Raw genomic sequence first — 24,264 nt, 5'->3', positions numbered from 1 at the left:
GTGCCTCTATTCGCTGCCGGTCTTGAGCTTGGCTTCCTTCGCAGGATCAATCCACCACGAGAATGGATCGATGCCCATATAATCCGGCTGCTTTTCCGGCATGCCGAACTTGTTCCAATAGGCCACATTGATGTGGTCGGAGTACCATTGCGGAATGACGTAGTAGTTCCACAACAGCGCCCGATCCAGCGCATGGCTTGCGGCCACGAGTTCATCGCGATCCTTGGCATAGATCACGCGGTCGATCAGCTTGTCGATGGCCGGATTCTTGATGCCCGCATAGTTGCGGCTGCCTTTGAAATCGGCGGCCTTGGAGCCCCACATGTCGCGCTGCTCATTGCCGGGCGAGCCACTCTGCGCGATCACCGAGGTGATCACGTCATAGTCGAAATCATTGACGCGCGCCTGATATTGCGCGGTATCGACTATGCGTACCGTCGCATTGATCCCGATCTTGCGCAGGCTCGCCGCGAACGGATTGTAGATGCGTTCGTCCGTTGGGTCCTTGCCGAGGAATTCAATGGTGAACGGATTGCCTTTTGCGTCGACAAGCTTATTGCCCTGCAATGTCCATCCTGCTTCCGAAAACAGCTTCAGGGCAGTACGCAGATTATCCCGGGTTGCCTGCGGCGTGTCGTAAACCGGCAGCTTGAATTCCTTGGTCAGGGCGTCTGCGGGCAGCGCATCCTTGACCGTTTCAAGAATGGCCTGCTCTGCCGGGGTCGGCGGGCCGCTCAGCTGCAATTCATTGCCTGCGAAATAGCTGTTGATGCGACGATACTGATTGAAGAACAGAAGGCGATTCATGGCTTCGAAGTCGAACGCATAGGTCAGCGCTTCGCGGACTTTCGGGTCCTTGAACTTGTCGCGCCGCATATTCAGGAAATAGCCCTGCATGCGACCGACGGCATTATATGGGAAGGATTTCTTGATGACGTCGCCGCGTTGAACTGCGGGGAAATTGTACTGCTCCGCCCAGCGCTGGGCGCGGTTTTCGTTGCGATAATCGTATTGACCGCCCTTCTTGAAGGCTTCCCACGTCGCGTCCTCATTGAAATAATATTCGTAGACGACACGGTCGAAATTGTTACGACCGACATTCACGGCAAGGTCCTTGCCCCAGTAGTCGTCGACCCGCGCCCAGGTGATGGAGCGTCCTGGCGCAACGCTGGCGATCTTGTAGGCCGAGGAACCCAGCGGAATTTCCAGCGTCGGGCGGCTGATGTCGCGCTGTTTGCCCTGCGCGTCCTTGCCTTCCCACCAATGCTGCGGTAGAACCGCAAGCTGGCCCATGATCTGCGGCAGTTCGCGGTTGCCCTTCTGGCTGAAGTTGAACTTCACCTCATGATCGCCGGTCTTTTCCGCGCTTTCCACGTCGCCATAATATTTGTTGTACATGGGCGACTGCTTCTTCAGTACATTGAAGGACCAGATCACGTCTTCGACGGTGATGGGCTGGCCGTCATGCCATTTGGCATTCGGATTGAGCTTGAATTTCACCCAGGAATAATCATCCGGATACTGAAGCGCTTCGGCGATCAGCGGATATTGCGTCGATCCTTGATCGAGCGAATCCGTCATCAGCGTATCGTAGAGCATACCGCCGCCGAAGTCTGATAGGCCTGCTGCGGCAACGCCTTGTACGACGAACGGGTTGAGACTGTCGAATGTGCCGACCGCCACCTGATTGAGCGTGCCGCCCTTCGGTGCTTGCGGGTTCACATAGTCATAATGCTTGAAATCGGCTGGATATTTGGGCTCGCCGAGCAGGCTGGAAGAACTGCGCCATTGGGGCTCCGGGTCGCTCGCATGGCTTGACGACATTGTGCTTGCAAGCATGGCAACCGCAAATGCACCCGCCCAAAACGCTTTCATCCAGTCTCTCCGTTGCTGCTTCGGATCATCTGTATGAGTCTTATGGGTTTTTGCGGAGGAAGAAAGGCACCGAAGCAATAAATTTGATCAGCCAAATGAAAAGCCCGGTCAAAACCGGGCTTTTCTATAGATTTCGATAGATGTTGCGGTATTTAGTTCGCCGGTGCGGCTGGCTTTTCGCCTTCCTTGGCCGGCGCTGCATCCGCAGGCTTGGCGTCGCCGCCAGCCGGTGCGGCATCCGCCGTCGGCAGCGGTGCCGGATTGTCGGACAGCGTGCGCAGATAGGCGATCAGATCGGCGCGCTCATTGTCCTTCTTGTCGCCGGCAAAGCCCATGGCCGTGCCTTTGATAAAGCCCTTTGGCGAGGTCAGGAACTTGTTGAGATGCTCATAGTCCCACTTGTTGCCGCCAGCGCCAAATTCCTTCATGGCGGACGAATAGCCAAAACCTTCGACGGAAGCGGCAGGACGATTCAGCACATCCCAGAGGTGCGGACCAACCTTGTTGGCGCCGCCCTTTTCGCCCGTATGACAGGCCTGGCAGCGCTTGAAAACTGTTTCGCCGCGCGCTGGATCGGCGGATTGCAGCAATGTTGCGATGGAAACTTCTTCCTTGGCCGGTGCAGCTCCCCCTTCACCGGTCGCAGCTTCCGCTGCCTCGATTGTAAAGCCGGGCTTTTCCGGTGCAGGCGAATGAAATAGCGCATCGGACAGGATGCCCGTCGTCATGACAACGAAAACCGTTGCCAGAAAAGCCATGATAAACTTGTTAGTCCGGGTTGAATTCATCGCCGGTCAGCGCTCCCTCTACCAAAACGCTCTCCCCGAGAACGCTCTCCTCAGCCGACATGCGCACCTCCTATGAGGCTGCAATTCTCTCCGCGGCATCGGGCGGAAACTAGGTCTTTTACCAGGGCGATGCAACACCTATAAGGGGAACCGGACCCGTGACTTTTTGACACTTTTGCAGCATTTACAGTGCGGATAAAACTCCTCGAAGGACGGCCACGTTCTGGCGAGACAACAAGAGGCGAGCATGCTTCAGACCCTAAAGACCCTCACTCTTATTCCGGCAAGACTGGCCGCCACGCGCCTGCCGAATAAGCCGTTGGCCGATATTTGCGGGAAGCCGATGATCGTGCATGTGGCCGACAGAGCCGCCGCCGCGAAGCTCGGGCGCGCCGTTGTCGCAACCGATAGTGAGGAGATTTTTGCAGCCGTTACCGCCCATGGCCATGAAGCCGTCATGACCCGCACCGATCACGAATCAGGTTCGGACCGAATCTATGAAGCGCTTTTGACGCTCGATCCGGCGGGCGAGTATGATGCCGTGGTGAATGTGCAGGGCGATCTGCCGACCATCGATCCGGATATCATTCGTCGCGCGCTCCTGCCGCTCGAAGATGGTCCGGCAGATATCGCAACGCTCGGTGTCGAGATCGAGGAAGAATCAGAAAAGACCAATCCGAGCGTGGTGAAGATCGTCGGCTCGCCTCTGGCCGGCAGCTCGCGTCTGCGCGCGCTTTATTTCACCCGTGCCACAGCGCCTTACGGTGAAGGCCCGCTTTATCACCATATTGGTCTCTATGCCTATCGCCGCCCGGCGCTGGAGAAATTCGTCAAGCTCGGCCCGTCGCCGCTGGAAAAGCGCGAAAAGCTTGAGCAGTTGCGCGCTTTGGAAGCCAGCATGCGCATCGATGTCGAGGTGGTGAAGACGGTGCCGCTGGGCGTCGATACGCCAGCCGACCTTGACCGGGCCCGACTTCTTGTCGCAAAGGGTCTTTGACAAGGTTGAAAACCAGGAAAGCCCCGCGAGTGACGGGCGTTTGAGAAAGTACGACGATGAAAACCAACCGGATTTCTTTTCAGGGTGAAGCAGGCGCCAATTCCGATACGGCGTCGCGCAACATGTTTCCCGGTATGGAGCCTTTGCCGTGCCCGACTTTTGAAGACGCCTTCAACGCGGTCGAGACCGGCGCTGCCGATCTGGCAATGATCCCGATCGAAAATACGCTGGCGGGCCGTGTCGCGGATATTCACTATCTGCTGCCGCTGGCCGATATGCATATTGTGGGCGAATATTTCCTGCCGATCCATTTTCAGCTTATGGTGCTTCCGGGCGTCAAGCGCGAGGAAATCAAGACCGTACACAGCCATATCCATGCGCTGGGCCAGTGCCGCAAGGTTATCCGCCAGAACGGCTGGAAGCCGGTCATTGCGGGGGATACGGCGGGTGCTGCCCGTCTCGTTGCCGATATGCAGGACCGTTCGATGGCGGCCCTTGCGCCGCGCTTGGCCGCCGATCTCTATGGTCTCGATATCTTGGAAGAAAATGTCGAGGACGCGGAAGATAATGTGACCCGCTTCGTGGTTCTGTCGAAGCAAAAGCAATGGGCCCCACGCCCGGAAAACGGCGAACGAATCATGACGACGTTCGTCTTCCGTGTGCGCAACGTTCCGGCCGCGCTTTACAAGGCTCTGGGCGGTTTCGCCACCAATGGCGTCAACATGACCAAGCTGGAAAGCTATCAGATTGGCGGGCGTTTCATCGCCACGCAATTCTATGCCGATATTGAAGGGCATCCGGAAGACCGCAATGTGCAGCTTGCTTTGGAAGAACTCGAGTTCTTCTCCAAGGAAGTGCGCATTCTGGGCGTCTACCAAGGCAGCGACATTCGCGGCACGCAGCTGCTCGCCGCAGAATAATTCAGAAAATATCGGGCGGAATCAGTCTTCCGCCCAGGCCTTGATCAGATGGGTTGCGATGGCGCCGGATGGCGGCACTCGCAGCCCATTTTCATGTGTGCCCGCCAACATACTGCGGACTTCATCCTTGCTGAACCAGCGTCCGTCTTCCAGTTCCGAACGGTCGATGGTGAAGTCGTCGGACAACACTTCGGCATGGCAGCCGATCATCAGCGAATAGGGGAACGGCCAGGGCTGGCTGGCGTAATAACCGACGCGACCAATGGAAAGTCCCATTTCCTCATGGCTTTCACGACGAACTGCCGCTTCGATGGTCTCGCCATGTTCGATGAAACCGGCAAGGGAGGAATAGGAACCGGCGGCAAAATGCGGGCTGCGCGCCAGAATGCATTTGTCACCGCGCACCGGCAGCATGATCGCCACCGGATCGGTGCGCGGAAAATGCTCGGCGCCGCAATTCGGGCACTGGCGCTTCGCCCCACCGGCCCGCATCTCGGTCTTTGTGCCGCAGCGTCCGCAGAAACGATGGTTGTTGTGCCAGGCGGTCAGCGCTGCCGCCTGCGCCAGCGCGCCCAGAAGATCGGCTGAAACCAGACCTTCCATATAGATACTGCGATAGTCCTGCGCCCGGAACGGCGCTTCCAGGGCGTCGGGATCGATCGGGGCCATCAGGGCAACGAGCGGCGTGCCATCTTGCAATCCCAGAAACACCGGTTCGTGCAGATCGGGCGCAAAGTCTCTCGCTTCGCTGAAGCGAAACAGCGCGCGCGGCGCCTTCTCATCGGTGTAATCAAGCAGCAGCTTGTTGCCGCCCAGCACCATGATGCGGGTTTCGGGCAGTTCCATCGCGGTGAAGGCCGAATCGTCGTGACGTTTTTCGGACTGGCGGTCGATACGGTTGCCGCCAAAGCCGACAAAACGGCTCGGTTCGATTTCCGGCAGGTCGTAGAGGCGGAAAGCCATGATGCTCTCGAATTGCTGTTGTTGGGAGAATTATAGCGCCGCGCGAATGTCGGCGATCAGCTTGCGGGCGTCTTTTTCGTCATAGGCTTCACGCGTGCCGTGGCCCCAGACGGGGCCGGGCCATCCCGCATCGCCTTCGTTGCGGGCAATCACATGCAGATGAAGCTGGCGCACGATGTTGCCGAGTGCGCCGGTGTTGATCTTCTGGCATTCGGTCACGGTTTTCAGCGCCTGCGCGACCAATCCGGCCTCGAAGGTCAGGATTGTCTGGTCGAGCGGCGTCAGATCGTGAATTTCGGAAAGATCGGCCCTGCGCGGCACGAGGATAAGCCACGGCCAGCGGCGGTCATCCATCAGTCGCAACTCGCAAAGGCCGAGCACGGCGACGGAAAAAGTGTCGGCATCAAGCCGCTTATCGAGTTCGAACGGTGTCATAAATTGATTCCTACCAGTTTTTTTCGTTCTGCGCTTGCTTTTTGCGCTGCGATTGACGATATGCAGCGTGGGAGGTTGGTGGTGGACGAGCCACTCGCCAACCGGGTCAGGTCCGGAAGGAAGCAGCCCTAACGAGCCAGGCACGGGTCGCCGTGCCAGCCTCCCACCTTTTTCTCATTCGCCACTTTTTTGGCTATCTGGCGGCTGTTGATGGGCAGTGTCAGTTGTTGACGTTACTCATGCGTCCGGTCCAAACTGGCGGTCGAGAAAAAAGCGTAACAGGAAGAACGGAAGGGTCGCCATGGATACGAAATCCGCTGGCATTGCTGCCGATGGGGCCTATCGCGTTCTCGCCCGCAAATATCGTCCGCAGAATTTCAACGATCTCGTCGGCCAGGAGCCGATGGTGCGCACGCTCAAAAATGCTTTTGAGACAGGCCGCATCGCACAGGCCTGGATGCTCACCGGCGTTCGCGGTGTCGGCAAGACGACTACGGCGCGCATTCTAGCGCGGGCGCTCAATTACAAGACCGATACTGTCGATCAGCCGACCATCGACCTCTCCGTCCCCGGCGAGCATTGTCAGGCAATCATGGAAGGCCGTCACGTCGATGTGATCGAGATGGACGCCGCCTCGCATACCGGCATCGATGATATTCGCGAGATCATCGAGCAGGTGCGCTATCGCCCCGTCTCGGCGCGCTACAAGGTCTACATCATCGACGAAGTTCACATGCTGTCCAATCAGGCCTTCAATGGCCTGTTGAAGACGCTTGAAGAGCCGCCGCCGCATGTAAAATTCATCTTCGCCACCACCGAAATCCGCAAGGTGCCGATCACGGTTCTGTCGCGCTGCCAGCGCTTCGACCTGCGCCGCATCGAATCGGGCACGCTGGCGCAGCATTTGCGCCGCATTGCCGAAGCCGAGCAGATCGAAGTCGACGATGCGTCGCTCGCCATGATTGCCCGCGCCGGTGAAGGCTCTGCGCGCGATTCGCTCTCGATCTTCGATCAGGCCATCGCGCATGGCGCCGGTCAGGTCAGTGCGGAAGCCGTGCGTTCCATGCTGGGGCTTGCCGACCGCGCCCGCATCATCGACCTGTTCGAAATGCTGATGCGCGGCGATGTGGCCGCCGCTCTCACCGAATTTCGCGCGCAATATGATGTGGGGGCCGATCCTTCGGTGGTGCTGACGGATCTGGCGGACTTCAATCATCTGGTGACGCGCCTGCGCTTCACGCCCGATGTGGCGGAAGATGTGTCGCTGTCGGAAGATGAACGCGTGCGCGGTCGCGATTTCGCGCAAAAGCTTTCCGTTCGGGTATTGTCTCGCACATGGCAGATGCTGCTCAAGGGCATTGCGGAAGTGGATACCGCGACGCGTCCGGTGCAGGCTGCCGAAATGTTGCTGATCCGTCTCGCCCATGCCGCCGATCTGCCGACGCTGGACGAAGCGCTGCGCGGCCTTGAAAACGGTTCTGTTTCTGCTCCGCGTCCGCAGCCTTCGGGTAATCCCCGCGCTGGCGGCAACGGCGCGCCGGAAGCACGTTTTGCCGCTGATGCCGTCGGTTCGGCCGCCATGGGCTCCGCCTCGGGCGGACCGGCCACGGCCATGCGCATCGTGGAAACGACGCCACAGCCGGTTCAGCCGCCCGCTCCGCAGTCGGTCGCCGAGAATGCGCCGCAGCCTTCCGTGCCGATCAACAGCCTGGACGACATTGTTGCGCTGGCCGACAAGCATCGCAATATGCAGTTCAAGATTCTGGTCAAGAACTGCGTGCGTCTGGCCTCAATTGCGCCGGGACGACTTGAAATCGGCCTGACCGACGATGCACCGAAATCGCTGCCGAGCGAAATTGCGCAGCACCTTTTGAACTGGACCGGTATTCGCTGGGTGGTGACCGTGGCGCGTGACGTCGCGAGCCAGACCGTTGCCGAGGCGGAAACGGAGCGTCGCGACAATCTCGTGACCGATGCCCGCGCCGATCCGGATGTAGCAGCCATTCTCGCAGCCTTTCCGGGCGCGAAAATCACCGACGTGCGCATTGCCGTGGCGGAACAGAACGATGACGAGGACATTGACCTCGACGCCGTTGCTGAAGTGCCGGACGTGCCGTCTGAAGACGACTGAATTATCGAAGACGATGGAGTAAACCCATGCGTGACATGATGGGCATGATGAAGCAGGCGAAGGAATTGCAGGCCAAGATGAAGGCCATGCAGGACGAAATCGCCAATCTTGAAGCCACGGCCTCTTCCGGCGGCGGTCTGGTGACGATCACCCTGTCCGGCAAGGGCACCTTGTCGGCGCTGAAGATCGATCCGTCGCTGGCCAAGGAAGACGAGGTTGAAATCCTCGAAGACCTGATCATCGCAGCCCACAACGATGCCAAGGCAAAGCTTGAAGCCGTGATGGCCGAAAAGACACAGTCGCTGACGGCGGGGCTTCCGATTCCTCCGGGTTTCAAGCTGCCGTTTTAAGGGAGTAGGGGAATAAGGGAATAGGGGAGTATGTTTGGTTGGCTGATTGCCGCCATGTCGCATATTCCCTCATTCTCCTCCCCCTACTCACTTATTCCCCTACTCCCTTACTCCCTTAAGAAAATGTCCAAACGAATCGCCGGTCCTGAAATTGAACGTCTGATCCAGCTTCTGGCCCGCGTACCGGGTCTGGGGCCGCGTTCGGCGCGCCGTGCGGCGCTGCATCTCATCAAGAAGAAAGAAGCGCTTCTGGTGCCGCTGGGCGGCGCCATGCAGGAAGCCGCCGAGAAAGTGCGCATCTGTTCGTGCTGCGGCAATGTCGATACGTCCGATCCCTGCACTATCTGCACGGACGAGCGTCGCGACCCTTCCACGCTGATCGTGGTGGAAGACGTGTCCGATCTCTGGGCGCTGGAACGGGCGGGCACGATGAATGTGCGCTATCACGTTCTGGGCGGTCGCCTGTCGCCGCTCGATGGCATCGGTCCCGACGACCTCAATATCAAGGGGCTGGTGGAACGTGTCGCCACCGGCGAGATCAAGGAAGTGATTCTGGCGGTCAATGCGACTGTCGAAGGTCAGACCACGGCGCATTACATTACCGACCAATTGGCGAATTTCGAGGTCCGCGTCACACGGCTTGCCCATGGCGTGCCGGTGGGCGGCGAACTCGATTATCTGGATGAAGGCACGCTGGCTGCCGCCTTGCGAGCGAGAACCACCCTCTAAAGCATTTCCAGCAAAAGTGCGTAGCGGTTTTGCGCAGGATAATGCGTAAAAACAAATAGATAGAGCGGTTCCACGATTCCATTTTAACCGGAACCGCTCTAGCTTTTCAGGAGAAACATGATGGCAGCAAGCCGTTGGAAGCATGCTTTGAAAACTGCTCTGGGTCTTGCCGTCATTCTTGCTGTTTCTCCCGCTGTCGCAGCGCCCTCCAAGGCGCAGGTCGAAGGCCAGTATCGCAACTGGATCGAGAGGGATCTGTGGCCAGAAGCAAAGGCAGCCGGTGTTTCCCGCGCCATCTTCGATCAGGCTTTTGCCGGTGTGAGCATCAATTGGAAATTGCCCGATCTGGTCATTCCCGGCGAAAAACCATCGACGCCGAAAGAGCAGAAACAGGCAGAGTTCGGCGCGCCGGGCAAATATTTCAACGCCAAGACTATGAGCACCGTTACCACTGGCGGTCAGGCGCGCTACAGCCAATATGCCAGTCTGCTGAAACGCATCGAACAGAAATACGGTGTTCCGGGGCCGATTGTCGTCGCGATATGGGGCCGTGAATCCGGCTTCGGCACGGTGAATATTCCCTACAACGTGTTCGAAGTTCTGGGCACGAAGGCCTTTATGGCGACGCGCAAGGACATGTTCCGCAAGGAACTGATCGCGGCGCTCGAAATCGCCTCGAAAGGCTATATCGACGAAAGCGCCATGAAAAGCTCATGGGCTGGCGCACTTGGCCAGCCGCAGTTCATGCCGACGTCCTATCTCCAGCACGCGGTCGATTTCGACGGCGACGGCAAGCGCGATATCTGGAATTCTGTGCCGGATACACTGGCGTCCATCGCCAATTATCTGAAGCTGCACGGCTGGCAGAAAGGGCGCGACTGGGGTTACGAGGTCAATGTCCCGCAGAGCGTGTCGTGCTCGCTGGAAGGGCCCGATCAGGGCAAGCCAATTGCCGAATGGGCAAAGCTGGGTATCACGCGTGTCAACGGCAAGGCTTTTCCAGCGGCTGAAATGAAGGGCGAAGGCTTTCTGCTGATGCCTGCCGGTCGCTTTGGCCCGGCCTTCATCGTGAGCCCGAATTTCTATGTGCTCAAGGACTATAATATGAGCGATCTCTACGCGCTCTTCATTGGCCATGTTGGCGACCGCATCGCTTTTGGTGCACGCGATTTCCAGCAGCCATGGGGCAATGTCGGTACGATGTATCGTTCCGATATAGGCGCGATGCAGAAGCGCTTGCAGACGCAGGGTTACGATGTGGGCAAGCCGGACGGATTGCCGGGCTTCAAGACGCGCCGCTCAATCGGTCTATGGCAGGCAAAGAATGGCATGGCTTCGACCTGCTTCCCCCAAGCTGAATTGCTGCGTCAGATCCGTTGAGGGGAAGCGCTCAAGAGCACATCGGCAAAGGCTTGCAGCGCTTTTGTTCTGTAGCGGTCATTGTGCAGCAGCATGAGAAACTGGCGTTGTGGCAGGACAAACTCCGCCCTGACAAGCGTACCGGCGGCAAGATGCGGCGCGGCCACCAGTTCCGATATGGCGGTGACGTAATCGCCAGCGCGAACGGCTGAACAAATCGCCTCGTTGGAAGGCAGTTCCAAGGCCACATTCAACCGGGTGGGGTTATAGCCGCTGGCGCGCATGGCGTCTTCGAACACGCTGCGTGTGCCCGATCCCTGTTCGCGCAGTATCCATTTTCCTTCGAACAGCCGGTCCCAGGAAAGGCGTCCCGCGCCGCTCCACGCATGGCCAGGACGCGCAACCAGAATAAGCTGGTCCGTCGCTACCCGGCTGATGGAAAGTGCTGGCGCCTGCACGGAACCTTCCACCAGACCGATATCGGCTGCACCCTCTTGCGTTGCCTCGGTCACGCTTTCCGTATTGCCCAGTGTCAGGCGCACCTCGATCATGGGGTGAGTGCTGTGAAACTGCGCCAGAAAAGGCGGTAGCCAGTAACTCGCGATGGTCTGGCTGGCGTGGATAGAGAGAATCCCGCGCTTGCCGCCCCCGAATTCGGACAGCATACGCTCAGCAGACCGTGCGCGGGCCAGCGTTGCACGCGCTTCGTCAAGGAAGAGCCGCCCATCTCCGGTCAGCTCGATATGCCGCCCGATGCGGTTGAACAGCGTCGCGCCGTAACGCTCTTCGAGATTGCGGATCGCAGAACTGACCGCCGAAGGCGTCAGATGCAGCACCTCGGAGGCGCGGGTCAGGTGCTCGCGCTCTGCCACTTCAATGAAAATACGCAATTGTTCCAGGGTCATGGCATACACCGTTCGATTTTATAGAATGATTTATGCCATATAATGAAATGGAATGAACAGATAAAATCAGGCATCAAATCGGAATGGAATTCTCTTTCGATATGAAATGCCGATAATGACATACTCAAAAATTCAGAACATTCTGCCCGGACTAGCACTCAGCGTCGGCGTCGCCGCTGTGGCCATCGGTCTTGAGAAGATTGAGGCCCATTATGCGGGCAGGGCGTGGCTGGAAGCGCTGGTGATTGCCATTCTGCTCGGCACGATGGTGCGCACGTTGCTGCGCCCCGGCAAGCAGTTCAGCAAAGGTATCGGCTTTTCGGCAAAGATGATTCTGGAAATCGCGGTGGTGCTTCTCGGCGCATCCATCAGCGTCAGCGCGGTGATCGCCGCCGGTTCCGGCCTTATTCTCGGCATTGCCTGCGTCGTGGTGGTGGCGATAGCCTTGAGTTACGGCATCGGGCGACTGTTGAAGCTGCCGCATCGCATGGCGGTGCTGGTGGCCTGCGGCAATTCGATTTGTGGTAATTCGGCCATTGCGGCAACGGCACCGGTCATTGGGGCCAAAAGCGAGGATGTTGCCGCTTCGATTGCTTTCACGGCAATCCTCGGCGTTGTGGTGGTGCTGTGCCTGCCGTTGCTGGTGCCGCTTCTCGGCCTGTCGCATACGCAATATGGCGTGCTCGCAGGGCTGACGGTCTATGCCGTGCCGCAGGTGCTGGCCGCGACGGCTCCGGTCGCTACCATCAGCGTACAGCTCGGCACGCTGGTCAAGCTGGTGCGCGTACTGATGCTCGGTCCCGTCATTCTGGCGCTGGCTGTCCTTGCGGGCAACAAGGATGCGGGCGCGAAGCCGGGCTTTTTCCAGCTGGTGCCGTGGTTCATCCTCGGCTTTCTGGCGATGATGGCGCTGCACTCGCTGCATCTTATTCCGGAAGCGCTGTTGCCCGGCATCCAATACGCGTCGACGCTTCTGACGATCATTTCAATGGCGGCGCTTGGTCTTGGCGTCGATGTGCGCTCGGTCGCACAGGCGGGTGGGCGCGTAACACTGACGGCGGTACTTTCGCTTCTGGCGCTGGGATGCATTAGTCTCGGTCTCATTCACCTGCTTGGGGTCGTATAATGGAAACGGCCCTACCTCAGTGAGAGACAGGGCTGTTTCCTGAACAGACGTCAGAGGACCAATCAGAATTTATAAGCAACGCCCAAACGAACATCGTTGGAAGACATATCTTCCTTGAAATTGACGCTAGGTGTGCCGAGATCAAAATTGCGTTTACCGAAATCGGTGTAACGATATTCAAGGCGGGTGACGATATTGTTGGTTATAGCGTAGTCAACACCAGCGCCGATGGTCCAGCCGGTCTGTGTTTTCGAATCAGAATAAGCTTTCTCGTTAAAAATATGCAGCTTGTCTTCGATGTTGCCGAATGCCACGCCACCAGCGATATAAGGCAGGAAACGGTCAACAGCGTAACCCACGCGCGCGCGGGCTGCCCCAGACCAACGCAAGTGCGTTTCGCCCGACGCGAGATCCCCGACAGATTCAGTCTTGCCAACCGCTGAACCGGTAAAATCGCCATCGACGCCCAAGATAACATTTGTCCCGGTATCAAAATTATAGCCGGCATAAATACCGCCGAGAAAGCCATCCAGCTTTCCTTTTGAAGTGTGGGTCGGTCCCGCCGAGAATTTGGTATTTGCCCATCCGTATCCGACCTGCCCGCCGATATAAGCGCCACCCCAGTTGAAGGCCGCGGCAATCGGTGCTTCTGGTGCGATGGGCACTTCCGGAACGACGGCATCCGCTGCATGGGCGCCAGTGGCCATTAAAGCCAGAATACCAGACGCGATGATGGTAATTCTTGTACCCAATATACTTCTCCTAAATAATGCAAATCAAATATAAGTAACAATTGGAGATAGTTCGGATGATCGAAATAGTCAATTCAATTTTAGAAATAATTAAAATACGATAATTCAAGTACTCATTAATAATTCCAAAGAAAAAGCCCGCTATAAAGCGGGCTTTCCATGTTTGCAAGAAGGGGGAAAGCTTAGTTCTTTTCCTGCTTCTTCAGAGCGGCACCGAGGATGTCGCCGAGCGAAGCGCCGGAGTCGGTCGAACCGTACTGAGCGACAGCTTCCTTTTCTTCAGCGATTTCGAGCGCCTTGATCGAGACCTGCAGTTTGCGGGTCTTCTTGTCGAAAGCGATGACGCGCGCGTCAAGCTTCTGACCGACCGTGAAGCGTTCCGGACGCTGTTCTTCGCGATCACGCGAAAGATCCGAGCGGCGGATGAAGCTTTCCAGGTCGTGATCGACCAGGCGAACTTCGAGGCCACCATCGGTAACAGCGGTCACTTCGCAGGTCACAACGGCGTTCTTGCGCAGTTCGCCCGAAGCTGCTGCTTCGCCGACCTTGTCGCCCGAAAGCTGCTTGATGCCAAGCGAGATGCGTTCCTTGTCGATATCGACGTCGAGAACGACAGCCTTGACCACTTCGCCCTTGTTGTACTCTTCGATAACCTGTTCGCCTGGACGGTTCCAGTCGAGATCGGAGAGGTGAACCATGCCGTCAACGTCGCCGTCGAGACCAATGAACAGGCCGAATTCGGTCTTGTTCTTGACTTCGCCTTCAACAACGGTGCCGGTCGGGTACTTCTGAGCGAACGTCGTCCACGGATTGTCGAGGGTCTGCTTGAGGCCCAGCGAGATGCGGCGCTTGACCGGATCAACTTCGAGCACAACGACTTCGACTTCCTGAGTGGTGGAGAGAATCTTGCCCGGATGGACATTCTTCTTGGTCCACGACATTTCGGAAACGTGGATGAGGCCTTCGATGCCCGGCTCGATTTCCACGAATGCACCGTAGTCGGTGATGTTAGTGACGGTGCCGGTGATCTTTTTGCCGATCGGGTACTTCGCGCCGATGCCATCCCAAGGATCGCTCTCGAGCTGCTTCATGCCGAGCGAGATACGATGGGTTTCCTGGTTGATGCGAATGATCTGCACCTTGACCGTCTGGCCGATGGTGAGGATTTCCGACGGATGGTTGACGCGGCGCCATGCCATGTCGGTCACGTGCAGGAGACCGTCGATGCCGCCGAGGTCAACGAACGCACCGTAATCGGTGATGTTCTTGACGACGCCTTCAACGACCTGACCTTCTTCAAGGTTCTGGACGATTTCCGAACGCTGTTCCGCACGGCTTTCTTCAAGAACGGTACGACGCGAGACAACGATGTTGCCGCGACGCTTGTCCATCTTGAGGATTTCGAACGGTTGCGGGACGTGCATGAGCGGGGTGACGTCGCGGATCGGACGGATGTCGACCTGCGAACGCGGCAGGAAGGCAACAGCGCCGTCGAGGTCGACGGTGAAACCACCCTTGACCTGATTGAAGATCACGCCGTCGACGCGCTCGCCATTGGCGAACTTCTGCTCGAGCTTGACCCAGCTTTCTTCACGGCGTGCTTTTTCGCGCGAGAGAACAGCTTCGCCGAGAGCGTTTTCGATACGCTCGACGTAAACTTCAACTTCATCGCCCGGCTTCAGCGTGCCGTCTTTGCCCTTTGCGCCGAATTCCTTCAGCGGTACGCGGCCTTCGACCTTCAGACCGGCGTCGATGATCGCCATGTCCTTTTCGATGGCAACGATGCGGCCCTTGACGACATAGCCTTCAGCAAGATCATTTTGCGCGAAGGATTCTGCCAGCAGGGACTCGAAATCTGCGCGGGAGGGGTTGGATTGAGACATATATACTCCTGATGCATCCGGAAAATTCATCGGATGCGGCGCCGGGGGTTCGTGTTGTACACTGTCCAACCTCGGCTCCGTCCTTGCGGACAACCGGCGCGTGGAACGCGAAGTCAGACTATTCTTCATGCTCTATCAGAGCAGCCTATATAGGGCCAATCTGGCATTTTTCCAGCATTTCCGGGGCAGATTGAGCTCAAAGAGCAGCAAAATGCCTGATCATCATGCCTTATGGCGCGCGAGAGCCTCATCAATGAGGTTTTTCGCCGCCAGAAATGCCGCTTCTATACTCATTTCGCTCGTATCAAGCAAGTGCGCGTCTTCAGCAGGGCGCAATGGAGAATCGGTGCGGTTGGTGTCGCGCTCGTCGCGCTTCTTCAGATCGGCGAGAATCTCGCCAAGATCGGCAGTGCCGCCCTTCGAAACGATCTCGTCATAACGCCGCTCCGCGCGCACTTCCGGCGAGGCGGTAACGAACAGCTTTATCTCCGCCTTGGGGCAGACCACAGTGCCGATATCGCGGCCGTCGAGAACGCTGGCCGGAAGGGCCGCCGCAAAATGGCGCTGGGCTTCGACAAGCGCACGCCGCACGGCTGGCATGACCGCGACCCTCGATGCGGCCTCGCCGATATCATGGGCGGACAGCACCGTCTTGTCCATTTCGCGCAAGTCGAGATGGCGTGCGGCGTCGGCCGCCAGCAGCTCGTCATCGAGCGGCAGGTTCTTATCGAGAAGCGCCTTGGCGACGGCGCGATAAGTCAGGCCGGTATCGAGATGCGGTATGCCGTAATGCGTGGCGATGCGCCGGGCAAGGGTTCCCTTGCCCGAGGCTGCCGGTCCGTCGATGGCGACGATGAACGGGTTCATTCGGCTTCGCTCGGCTCGATCTTTGCGCCCATTCCGGTCATGAGATCCATGAATTCCGGGAAGGAGGTGGCAATCATCGTGCTGTCGTCAACGGTCACAGGTTTTTCCGAAGCGAGGCCCATGACAAGAAAGCTCATCGCGATACGGTGATCGAGATGGGTCGCGACGACACCGCCGCCGAGCCCCTTGCCGTCCGGACGACCGCGAACGGTCAGCGACATCTCGCCTTCCGTGCAATCAACGCCATTGACTTCAAGGCCGCGGGCAACAGCTGCCAGGCGGTCCGATTCCTTGACGCGCAGCTCATCGAGCCCGTCCATCACGGTTTCGCCTTCAGCGAAACTCGCGGCGATGGCCAGCACCGGATATTCGTCGATCATCGAAGGCGCACGTTCCGGCGGAACGGTGACACCCTTCAGCCGAGACGACTTCACGCGCAAATCGGCGACATCTTCGCCGCCGGCAAGGCGTTCGTTGAAGACTTCGATGTTGGCGCCCATTTCCTGCAAGGTGAGGATGAGGCCCGTGCGGGTCGGGTTCATCAAAACATTTCGGATGGTGACATCCGAACCTTCGACCAGCAGCGCTGCTACCAACGGGAAAGCCGTCGAGGACGGGTCGCCCGGAACATCGATGGTCTGGCCGGTGAGCTTGCCCTGTCCGGTGATGCGGATATGGCGCACGCCATCCTTGTCGGTCTCGACGGTGAGATCAGCGCCAAAGCCCTGCAGCATCTTTTCGGTATGGTCGCGGGTCATGATCGGCTCGATGACCGTCGTGACGCCCGGCGTGTTGAGACCGGCCAGCAGAACTGCCGACTTTACCTGCGCGGAGGCCATCGGCACACGATAGGTGATCGGATTGGCGACGCTCGGTCCAACGAGGGTCAGCGGCATGCGGTCGCCATCCGTCGACTTCACCTGCACGCCCATCTGGCGCAGCGGGTCGAGCACGCGGCCCATCGGGCGGCGCGAAAGCGAAGCGTCGCCGATAAAAGCGGTGGTCATGTCATAGGTGCCGACGAGGCCCATGGTCAGCCGCGCGCCCGTGCCGGCATTGCCGAAATCAAGCGGGGCTTCCGGTTCAAGCAGGCAGCCATTGCCGACGCCATTGATGATCCAGGTATCGCCATCTTTTTCGATCTTGGCGCCCATGGCCTGCATGGCGCGGCCGGTATTGATGACGTCTTCACCTTCCAGCAGACCGGTGATGCGGGTCTCGCCCGATGCCAGGCCGCCGAACATGAAAGAGCGGTGAGAAATGGACTTGTCGCCCGGAATGCGAATTTCGCCAGCCAATGCCTCCGAGCGGCGGGCGACTGCAGGTTTCGGGGAAGCGGAATGGGACATGGATTTTTCACTGTCGCATTTTTGGCGCGAACACGCGCCGGGATTGAGAGATAAGCGGGGCTTCACTAGCATAGTAATACCATGCGGTCATCCGTGAATACGCTGCCGATGCCCCGTTGGACCTCTCTATGAGAAAGAGTCTGGGTCATTCGGCGTCTTTCGCTTTGACAAATGCGCCAAATTGCGTTTATGCACCGAACAACAAAGTCTAAGGCGCGCACCACCCGCTTTTCTCGCTATGCAACCGGCTCCGGGGTATAATAAGAACCATAGTGGTGGCCTGAGAAGCTCAGCAGGCGCGTTTTTGAAATGAATTTATGCCCCCTTTATAAAAGTGGCCGCGCGCCACGGGCGTAACGGGAATAAAACTCACGAGGCTCAACGTGGCAAAAGCTGAACTTGGTACCAAGCGCATCGACCCGGAAACGGGCAAGAAGTTTTACGATCTGAACCGCGATCCGATCGTTTCGCCTTACACCGGCATCTCCTATCCGCGTTCCTATTTCGACGCGAATGCGGAAGCACGCGTCGTTGAAGAGGAAGCCGAAGAGGAAGAACTGGATACGGCGCTGGAAAAGCCGGATTTCGTTTCGCTCGAAGATGCCGACGACGAAGCAAAGGGCGGCGGCGACGATCTGCCGGATATCGACGACGACGATGTCGATCTGGGTGACGACGATGACGACACCTTCCTCGAAGAAGAGGAAGATGAGGACGACGATATGTCGGGCATTCTCGGCGGTGGCGTCGGCGGCGACGACGAAGAAGGCTGATCCTTCGGGAATCGCTTTGAATTTCTGGAATTACGGAAAGGGCAGCCCGCGCTGCCCTTTCTTTTTGGCGTGATCGTTGAGCGCTTTCCACAGCCTCCGGGGGCGTATGCGAGCATTGGACAAATTATTTTCGCAGATGTGAAAAGAGTTGCGATTTAGCTCTTGATCTTCTGGCAAACGCCATTTAATAAGCCGCCACACCGGGCAGCAAGTTCTGCCTGGCCCACCTCGAAAGAGGACTGATGGGGCCATAGCTCAGCTGGGAGAGCGCCTGCATGGCATGCAGGAGGTCAGCGGTTCGATCCCGCTTGGCTCCACCATTCACTTTGTGAATTGAATTTCCACTTTATTTTCGATGTCTTGGCATACCGCCACATGCGCTCGCGTTCCACAAATGCTTACCACGGTACTGACCAAGTTTATCCTTACATCTGTCTGATCTGCTCCATTCATTATGGTTCAGGCTCTAAGCGCAAAATCTGCGAAAGACGAATATTTAGCAATATACTGCTGTATATTGTTGCGTAAGCTTCTGCTAATTATTGCAATTGGAACATTTCCAGCAAAAGTGCGTAGCGCCTACGCGGGGAAATCAGTCCACTGGACCGATTTCTGGTCCCGCTTCGACGCGTAGAATAATGCGTATAAACAAATGGATAGAGCGGTCCCACGATTCCATTTCTACAGGAATTGCTCTAGTATACAAAGAATAGTTTGTTGGAGTATGTTCCGTCTATTCGTGTTTACTATTAAAATATTTTGAATACTTTTCTTAAAATCTGGCTTATAATAGCTGAAAGTATCTCCGGTTTGGTAGTTTTGCAACATACTGTATTGATTGTAATTAAAAGGGATAGTTTATGAAAATTCCAGCTAAATTATTTACTGTCGCTTCGATCATAGTTTCATTTATCGCTATGCATGAGAATGCTTACGCTAATGATTATAAAAAATGTCCGGACAATACAACCAAGGTACATATTAAGGCGATTTCCTATGAAGCGTCTAAATATTATCCAACATTCTCGATAGAAGAGGATGATAGAAATACATGGTTAACTTTGTCGAAGGATCAAGGATTAAACAAAGAGTACGGGCGCGCTATGTATTCTCTTTTGCTAACAGCTAAAACTGGTTATTATCCTGTAACTTTATTTTGTACCGAAAATAGTGGCGACGTATGGAAAATTGATGTTGATCCAAAGTAATATAATTTGATTATTCATTAAATATAATAAATATTGTTTCTCGGATCACGTGTTTTTATATCAATTAAATTGCTCACATGATGAAAAAATTTCTAATCTAATATAATTTTATATTTAGATGATTTATTGGATAATCATATGTATATAAAAAAGGCTATCTTTAGTTCTCTTTTAATTGTTCTCGTTACTTTTCCGATGAAGGCCAATGCAGTTGATCCTCCTCTCAAAGGTGCATTTTCATTAGCACGCCAATTAAGGGCGGTCGCCCCCTTTCTTTCGTTGTCCCGGTACACGCTTGATCTGACGAGGAATACAGCGACTCGTCAAGGCTCTCCGCAAGAGTTTCCCATTGAGGCAAGTCGCCACCATATTATTCCTCAAGAACGTCTTCGAGCCTTTTTTGCAACCGTAGTGGCACACCCGGGCCATTTACGGAGGTTGCATACAGCCTGGATTAATTTCAGGACTATGGCGCGGAATACGTTTGGTCGGATGGCTTCGGATTCTCGTGATCGCAGGCGAACGGCTACCTGTCCTGCTATAACCTATACTGAAGTTGCGCAGGCCATGGATCTTGCGGATGGTTTTGCGAGTGGTCGAGTGGTGCCTGGAGGAACGCTTGAGCCGGATGGCTTAGATGCGTTCAGTGACTATTTTTTATGGGCTCCGGGAAACTTGTTTGAGGGGCCATCAGGCATGAATAGAGTGGATGATCCCGCGCACGCGCCGCGAAATGATCCTCGATATCAAAACGAGAATGAAGGTTTTGAAATTTATGCAGAATACATTATAGGAATTGATAGGTTTGAGTATCTCAGTCGACTTAATCGTAATATGTATAATTATATTCAAGATCCAATAAGAAATGAAGGTATGCTTGACGAAATATCTACTGATCTTACTCGTTTATACAGGGAAAGCAGTACAAATTATCGCATAACACCCTTAGATCCTGATCAGTGGGAGAGAGTGGGTGTTTTAGGAGGGAGACTTTATCAGATAAGGAGACACACACGACAGAAGAGGAGTGCTTCTTTAGTGGAAGATCAAATACAAAATCCGATTATCGCGGATAGTTCCACTAAGTGTTTATCCCGTGTTGTGCCACATGCCATTTCAACTTCTGTGCTATGGATGACTCTTCTCCAATAATCGTTAACTACTCAGATGATTGATCCTGTTTAATTTCAAGGCTCATCGCAGAAGCCAGAGGACGGTGATTGCTGAGAGACTGTTCCAAAAGACGTCCTATGTATGCGAAAATGGAGATTTTCTTCGTCCCGGTGCTCACGTGCCTTGAATACGTTTCGCTCCGGTACTCGAGAATCACCATTTTCGCACACATGCCGCTTTTTGATTCAGGCTCTGAGAGTCGGCTTTTGATCTTTATCGAATTTCTTGCGCGCAAGGTCATTTCACGCTCGACTTTATCGCGGAAGCGTATACTGACATCCCTATTCTGATTCTTTAAGATGTCTTGAAATGAAACGGCTTCCAGATTTCGACGGTCTCCGATTTGTATTGTGTATAGGGATCGCTTTTTTTCATTATTCTTTTCGGGTTTCCGTCAAGAATGATGCACTGTCTGAGCTTATATCAACATTTGCTTATTTTACAGATGTCTTTTTTATAGTCTCCGGTCTCTTTCTGGCGCGGCGTGCAAATTATATCTGGGACCTGCGCCACTATGCGGCTTTCGTCGGCAAGCGCCTTGCGCGGATCTACCCATTGCATCTGGCGACCTTTGTGTGTTTCGCGCTGATATCGGTGCTGACGGCCAAGGGGCTTTTGCATCCCGCCGTCTTGCCGAACATGAATATGTGGGACGGTGTGGCGCAATTGTTGCTGGTGCAGAGTTGGGGATTCGGTGAAAGCCTGTCTTATAATTACGTCAGCTGGTCGCTCAGTGCGCTGTTCCTGATGTATCTATTTTTCCCGATTTTCGACATGCTGTGCGCGCGATTGGGCAACGGGATTCTGGTTGTGGTGGCCATTGCCTTGTTGGGCGGCGAATATCTGGCGCGGTCGGTCGGCACGCCATCGCTGACGCGGATACAATTTGCCGACATCGGCGTGTTTCGCGCTCTGCCGTCGTTTTTGTTCGGCATGTGGCTGGCGCGGCGAAAGCATAACGAACTGCCGAAGGCGCTGATCATGCTCGCTCTGGCTGCCTGTCTGGTGGTGTTTCTGTTTTATCATCCGCAAAGTGCGATGGATGGTGTGCAAACATTAGAGGGGCCGTGGCGGCTCGTCTTCCTCTATTTTTGCACCTATATTCTCTATGCCGCCAGCACGCAGAATATCTATACGCCCCTGCGATGGAAGGGTTTGGTGAGATTGTCGCGTTACAGTTTCGGGATTTTCATTCTGCATCCTTTGGTCGGCCAGTTTTTCTTCAAGATCGCTTTTGCGCTCTTCCCCGCAGAGACTGAACTGAGCGGCTTCAGCGCGCTTTTACTGATTTCCGGCTGCACTTTGATCAGTGTGCTTGTGGCCATCGCAGCATGGCACCTGTTTGAAAATCCGATCCACCGCTGGGCGGTGCGTCGTATCGACATGTGGGTGGACAGGCAGGGTGAAAGTGCACCGATGATGCGCGAACGCGACGCATGACCCCGAAAAGCATGGACGTGCCGGAAAGTCTCTTTTAGAAACCTCAGACGGCGCGGCTTGTAACGAAACATTGGCCGCGCTTGCGTCAGGGAGGAATGATGAGCACCGAGGCAGTTTCCACGCAGTTTTCGCACGACCATCCGCTGTGGCAGCCCGATGCGCAACGCATCGCAGCCAGCACGCTGGAACAATTCCGCATTCGCGCCGAACAGCGCACCGGCCTTGATCTGCCGGATTATGCGGCGCTGCATCGTTGGTCGGTGGAGGATCGCCCGGGCTTCTGGACGCTCATCTGGGATTTCTGCGACATCATAGGCGAGCGCGGCGCGACGGCTCTTGTCGATAAGGGGCATATGCGCGAGGCGAAATTCTTCCCGCAAGCGCGTCTCAATTTCGCAGAAAATCTCCTGCGCCGGGAGGGCCGTGACGACGCGATTGTTTTCCGCGGCGAGGACAAGGTCGAACGTCGTTTGAGCTGGAATGATCTTCACGCGCTGGTCTCGAAACTCCAGCAATTCATGCTGTCGGAAGGCGTGGAACCCGGCGACCGCGTTGCGGGCATGATGCCCAATATGCCGGAAGCGGTTGCGCTGATGCTGGCCGCAAGCTCCATCGGCGCCGTCTGGTCGTCATGCTCGCCGGATTTCGGCGTGCAGGGCGTGCTCGACCGTTTCGGCCAGATCGAGCCAAAACTGTTCTTTGCCTGCGATGGCTATTGGTACAATGGCAAACGCATCGACGTGGCCGACAAGGTGGCGCAGGTCACGGCAAAGCTGCCGGGACTGCGGCGGTCGGTCATCGTCAGCTATCTGGGCGAAGCGGAAGCGGTCGCAGAGAAAGCCGAGAAGGGCGTTGCGCTCGATGAAGCGCTCGGCGCCTTTGCCGCCAAGCCGGTGGAGTTCACGCGCCTGCCTTTCGATCATCCGATCTATATTCTGTTTTCTTCCGGCACGACCGGCATTCCAAAATGCATCGTCCATCGCGCCGGTGGGGTGCTGTTGCAGCATCTGAAGGAACAGCGTCTCCATGCGGATATCCGCGACGGCGACAAGTTCTTCTATTTCACCACTTGCGGCTGGATGATGTGGAACTGGCTGGCGTCGGGCATCGGTTCCGGGGCCACGTTGCTGCTCTATGACGGCTCGCCTTTCTATCCCGATGGCAATGTGCTGTTCGATTATGCCGCCGCCGAGGGCATGACCTATTTCGGCACCTCGGCGAAATTTATCGATGCCGTGCTGAAGGCCGGGCTGAAGCCGAGCGAAACGCATGATCTTTCGGCGCTGCGCACGGTTTCGTCCACTGGCTCGCCGCTGTCGCCCGAGGGCTTTGCCTTCGTCTATGACGCCATCAAGCCGGATGTGCATCTTGCGTCCATTTCGGGCGGAACGGATATCGTATCCTGCTTCGTGCTGGGTGTGCCGACCGAACCCGTCTGGCAGGGTGAAATTCAGGGCGCTGGCCTTGGCATGGCCGTCGATGTCTGGAACGATGACGGCAAGCCGGTGCGCATGCAGAAAGGCGAACTGGTCTGCACGAAGGCGTTTCCCTGCATGCCGCTGCAGTTCTGGAATGATCCGGACGGGGCCAAATATCAGGCGGCTTATTTCGAGCGCTTCGACAATATCTGGTGCCATGGCGATTTTGCCGAATGGACCGAGCATGACGGGATTGTCATTCATGGCCGTTCCGACGCGACACTGAACCCCGGCGGCGTGCGTATCGGCACGGCGGAAATCTACAACCAGGTCGAGCAGATGCCGGAGATTGCCGAGGCGCTCTGCATCGGGCAGGACTGGGACAAGGATGTGCGGGTAGTGCTGTTTGTGCGCCTTGCCGAAGGCGTGACGCTGGACGACGACCTCAAGGCGCGGGTCAAGGCCAAGATTCGCACCGGCGCGACACCGCGCCATGTGCCGGCAAAAATCATTGCTGTTGCGGATATTCCGCGCACCAAATCCGGCAAGATCGTTGAACTTGCCGTCCGCGATATCGTGCATGGCCGCGATGTGAAAAACCGTGAGGCGCTGGCCAATCCGGAAGCGCTGGAGCTTTATCGCGACATTGCCGAGCTTCAGGAGGAGTGATTGGTCGCCGGATAACATGCGCAACAAAATTTCGTTATCCAGCAATAAATAGCCACAGAACGCCGCGCAAAGCCATTGCCTATTTGGCCGCCACGGGACACTCTGCCTTCCACATAAGCCATCTTGCAGAAGATGGTCGCCGGGCAGAACTTGT

Annotated in this window: 21 protein-coding genes, 1 tRNA gene and 1 other RNA gene; 14 read left to right on the top strand and 9 right to left on the bottom strand. The window is 56.3% G+C overall.

The window, feature by feature from the left end:
* Positions 1-6: 6 nt before the first annotated feature.
* Both JAU75_RS06990 and JAU75_RS06985 read right to left on the bottom strand, forming a co-directional pair.
* Positions 7-1,875, bottom strand: coding sequence for an extracellular solute-binding protein (locus JAU75_RS06990; RefSeq protein ID WP_199055760.1), 1,869 nt, complete (start codon positions 1,873-1,875; stop codon positions 7-9).
* A 152-nt stretch (positions 1,876-2,027) separates the two neighbouring features.
* On the bottom strand, positions 2,028-2,663 hold the full coding sequence (locus tag JAU75_RS06985; RefSeq protein WP_199055758.1) for a cytochrome c family protein: 636 nt from the start codon (positions 2,661-2,663) through the stop codon (positions 2,028-2,030).
* A 247-nt stretch (positions 2,664-2,910) separates the two neighbouring features.
* Here JAU75_RS06985 and JAU75_RS06980 point away from each other — a divergent pair, with 247 nt between their 5' ends.
* On the top strand, positions 2,911-3,660 hold the full coding sequence (locus JAU75_RS06980) for a 3-deoxy-manno-octulosonate cytidylyltransferase (RefSeq protein WP_199055756.1): 750 nt from the start codon (positions 2,911-2,913) through the stop codon (positions 3,658-3,660).
* 56 nt (positions 3,661-3,716) lie between these two features.
* Positions 3,717-4,580, top strand: coding sequence for a prephenate dehydratase (locus JAU75_RS06975; protein WP_199055754.1), 864 nt, complete (start codon positions 3,717-3,719; stop codon positions 4,578-4,580).
* A 21-nt stretch (positions 4,581-4,601) separates the two neighbouring features.
* On the opposite strand, the gene nudC is transcribed toward JAU75_RS06975, so the two are convergent.
* On the bottom strand, positions 4,602-5,543 hold the full coding sequence (gene nudC / locus JAU75_RS06970) for an NAD(+) diphosphatase (protein ID WP_199055752.1): 942 nt from the start codon (positions 5,541-5,543) through the stop codon (positions 4,602-4,604).
* A gap of 30 nt (positions 5,544-5,573) precedes the next feature.
* Positions 5,574-5,978 (bottom strand): HIT family protein, encoded by a 405-nt coding sequence (locus JAU75_RS06965; RefSeq protein ID WP_199055750.1) that lies wholly within the window; start codon positions 5,976-5,978, stop codon positions 5,574-5,576.
* Between the two features lie 70 nt (positions 5,979-6,048).
* Here JAU75_RS06965 and ffs point away from each other — a divergent pair.
* The 5 genes from ffs (at position 6,049) to JAU75_RS06940 (ending at position 10,568) form a co-directional block, all read left to right on the top strand.
* Positions 6,049-6,145, top strand: an RNA gene (ffs, locus tag JAU75_RS06960) — signal recognition particle sRNA small type.
* A gap of 134 nt (positions 6,146-6,279) precedes the next feature.
* Positions 6,280-8,109, top strand: a complete 1,830-nt coding sequence (locus JAU75_RS06955; protein WP_199055748.1) for a DNA polymerase III subunit gamma/tau — start codon at positions 6,280-6,282, stop codon at positions 8,107-8,109.
* Between the two features lie 26 nt (positions 8,110-8,135).
* A complete protein-coding gene (locus JAU75_RS06950) occupies positions 8,136-8,459 on the top strand; it encodes a YbaB/EbfC family nucleoid-associated protein (protein ID WP_078337775.1) in 324 nt (107 codons plus the stop codon).
* A gap of 123 nt (positions 8,460-8,582) precedes the next feature.
* A complete protein-coding gene (gene recR, locus JAU75_RS06945; RefSeq protein WP_199055746.1) occupies positions 8,583-9,188 on the top strand; it encodes a recombination mediator RecR in 606 nt (201 codons plus the stop codon).
* Positions 9,189-9,308: 120 nt separating this feature from the next.
* Positions 9,309-10,568 (top strand): lytic murein transglycosylase, encoded by a 1,260-nt coding sequence (locus JAU75_RS06940; RefSeq protein WP_199055745.1) that lies wholly within the window; start codon positions 9,309-9,311, stop codon positions 10,566-10,568.
* On the opposite strand, the gene JAU75_RS06935 is transcribed toward JAU75_RS06940, so the two are convergent.
* A complete protein-coding gene (locus JAU75_RS06935) occupies positions 10,556-11,452 on the bottom strand; it encodes a LysR family transcriptional regulator (protein ID WP_199055743.1) in 897 nt (298 codons plus the stop codon). The two genes, JAU75_RS06940 and JAU75_RS06935, sit on opposite strands and share 13 nt — an antisense overlap.
* A 106-nt stretch (positions 11,453-11,558) precedes the next feature.
* Between JAU75_RS06935 and JAU75_RS06930 the strand changes: the two genes are divergently transcribed.
* Positions 11,559-12,578 (top strand): YeiH family protein, encoded by a 1,020-nt coding sequence (locus tag JAU75_RS06930; RefSeq protein ID WP_199055741.1) that lies wholly within the window; start codon positions 11,559-11,561, stop codon positions 12,576-12,578.
* Positions 12,579-12,640: 62 nt separating this feature from the next.
* Here JAU75_RS06930 and JAU75_RS06925 read toward each other — a convergent pair whose 3' ends face one another.
* From JAU75_RS06925 to aroA, 4 genes are all read right to left on the bottom strand, one after another.
* Entirely contained in the window at positions 12,641-13,330 is a 690-nt protein-coding gene (locus JAU75_RS06925; RefSeq protein ID WP_371836120.1) for an outer membrane protein, read from the bottom strand.
* Positions 13,331-13,512: 182 nt separating this feature from the next.
* Positions 13,513-15,213, bottom strand: a complete 1,701-nt coding sequence (gene rpsA, locus JAU75_RS06920) for a 30S ribosomal protein S1 (protein ID WP_199055739.1) — start codon at positions 15,211-15,213, stop codon at positions 13,513-13,515.
* 222 nt (positions 15,214-15,435) lie between these two features.
* Positions 15,436-16,080, bottom strand: coding sequence for a (d)CMP kinase (gene cmk, locus JAU75_RS06915; RefSeq protein ID WP_199055737.1), 645 nt, complete (start codon positions 16,078-16,080; stop codon positions 15,436-15,438).
* A complete protein-coding gene (aroA, locus tag JAU75_RS06910; RefSeq protein ID WP_199055736.1) occupies positions 16,077-17,429 on the bottom strand; it encodes a 3-phosphoshikimate 1-carboxyvinyltransferase in 1,353 nt (450 codons plus the stop codon). Before aroA ends, cmk begins: the two co-directional genes overlap by 4 nt.
* Positions 17,430-17,812: 383 nt before the next feature.
* On the opposite strand from aroA, the gene JAU75_RS06905 reads away from it, so the two are divergent.
* From JAU75_RS06905 to JAU75_RS06880, 6 genes are all read left to right on the top strand, one after another.
* Positions 17,813-18,202 carry a TIGR02300 family protein gene (locus JAU75_RS06905; RefSeq protein WP_199055735.1) on the top strand — a complete coding sequence of 130 codons (390 nt, stop codon included), beginning with the start codon at positions 17,813-17,815 and terminating at the stop codon, positions 18,200-18,202.
* Between the two features lie 244 nt (positions 18,203-18,446).
* Positions 18,447-18,522: transfer RNA gene (locus JAU75_RS06900), tRNA-Ala, on the top strand.
* Between the two features lie 540 nt (positions 18,523-19,062).
* Positions 19,063-19,410 (top strand): hypothetical protein, encoded by a 348-nt coding sequence (locus JAU75_RS06895; protein WP_199055734.1) that lies wholly within the window; start codon positions 19,063-19,065, stop codon positions 19,408-19,410.
* Between the two features lie 138 nt (positions 19,411-19,548).
* Positions 19,549-20,562, top strand: a complete 1,014-nt coding sequence (locus JAU75_RS06890; protein ID WP_199055733.1) for a hypothetical protein — start codon at positions 19,549-19,551, stop codon at positions 20,560-20,562.
* 330 nt (positions 20,563-20,892) lie between these two features.
* Entirely contained in the window at positions 20,893-22,023 is a 1,131-nt protein-coding gene (locus JAU75_RS06885; RefSeq protein ID WP_199055732.1) for an acyltransferase, read from the top strand.
* A gap of 98 nt (positions 22,024-22,121) precedes the next feature.
* Entirely contained in the window at positions 22,122-24,110 is a 1,989-nt protein-coding gene (locus JAU75_RS06880) for an acetoacetate--CoA ligase (protein ID WP_199055731.1), read from the top strand.
* The last annotated feature ends 154 nt before the right edge of the window (positions 24,111-24,264 follow it).

It is taken from the genome of Ochrobactrum sp. Q0168, from assembly GCF_016427605.1.
Taxonomy (GTDB): domain Bacteria; phylum Pseudomonadota; class Alphaproteobacteria; order Rhizobiales; family Rhizobiaceae; genus Brucella.
This window is presented reverse-complemented; position numbering and strand designations above follow the sequence as displayed.

Bases quoted from the DNA above. Each gene is read 5' to 3' on its own strand.
- JAU75_RS06990 (WP_199055760.1), bottom strand. From the start codon at position 1,875: ATGAAAGCGTTTTGGGCGGGTGCATTTGCGGTTGCCATGCTTGCAAGC.
- JAU75_RS06985 (WP_199055758.1), bottom strand. From the start codon at position 2,663: ATGAATTCAACCCGGACTAACAAGTTTATCATGGCTTTTCTGGCAACG.
- JAU75_RS06980 (WP_199055756.1), top strand. From the start codon at position 2,911: ATGCTTCAGACCCTAAAGACCCTCACTCTTATTCCGGCAAGACTGGCC.
- JAU75_RS06975 (WP_199055754.1), top strand. From the start codon at position 3,717: ATGAAAACCAACCGGATTTCTTTTCAGGGTGAAGCAGGCGCCAATTCC.
- nudC (WP_199055752.1), bottom strand. From the start codon at position 5,543: ATGGCTTTCCGCCTCTACGACCTGCCGGAAATCGAACCGAGCCGTTTT.
- JAU75_RS06965 (WP_199055750.1), bottom strand. From the start codon at position 5,978: ATGACACCGTTCGAACTCGATAAGCGGCTTGATGCCGACACTTTTTCC.
- JAU75_RS06955 (WP_199055748.1), top strand. From the start codon at position 6,280: ATGGATACGAAATCCGCTGGCATTGCTGCCGATGGGGCCTATCGCGTT.
- JAU75_RS06950 (WP_078337775.1), top strand. From the start codon at position 8,136: ATGCGTGACATGATGGGCATGATGAAGCAGGCGAAGGAATTGCAGGCC.
- recR (WP_199055746.1), top strand. From the start codon at position 8,583: ATGTCCAAACGAATCGCCGGTCCTGAAATTGAACGTCTGATCCAGCTT.
- JAU75_RS06940 (WP_199055745.1), top strand. From the start codon at position 9,309: ATGGCAGCAAGCCGTTGGAAGCATGCTTTGAAAACTGCTCTGGGTCTT.
- JAU75_RS06935 (WP_199055743.1), bottom strand. From the start codon at position 11,452: ATGACCCTGGAACAATTGCGTATTTTCATTGAAGTGGCAGAGCGCGAG.
- JAU75_RS06930 (WP_199055741.1), top strand. From the start codon at position 11,559: ATGCCGATAATGACATACTCAAAAATTCAGAACATTCTGCCCGGACTA.
- rpsA (WP_199055739.1), bottom strand. From the start codon at position 15,213: ATGTCTCAATCCAACCCCTCCCGCGCAGATTTCGAGTCCCTGCTGGCA.
- cmk (WP_199055737.1), bottom strand. From the start codon at position 16,080: ATGAACCCGTTCATCGTCGCCATCGACGGACCGGCAGCCTCGGGCAAG.
- aroA (WP_199055736.1), bottom strand. From the start codon at position 17,429: ATGTCCCATTCCGCTTCCCCGAAACCTGCAGTCGCCCGCCGCTCGGAG.
- JAU75_RS06895 (WP_199055734.1), top strand. From the start codon at position 19,063: ATGAAAATTCCAGCTAAATTATTTACTGTCGCTTCGATCATAGTTTCA.
- JAU75_RS06890 (WP_199055733.1), top strand. From the start codon at position 19,549: ATGTATATAAAAAAGGCTATCTTTAGTTCTCTTTTAATTGTTCTCGTT.
- JAU75_RS06885 (WP_199055732.1), top strand. From the start codon at position 20,893: ATGAAACGGCTTCCAGATTTCGACGGTCTCCGATTTGTATTGTGTATA.
- JAU75_RS06880 (WP_199055731.1), top strand. From the start codon at position 22,122: ATGAGCACCGAGGCAGTTTCCACGCAGTTTTCGCACGACCATCCGCTG.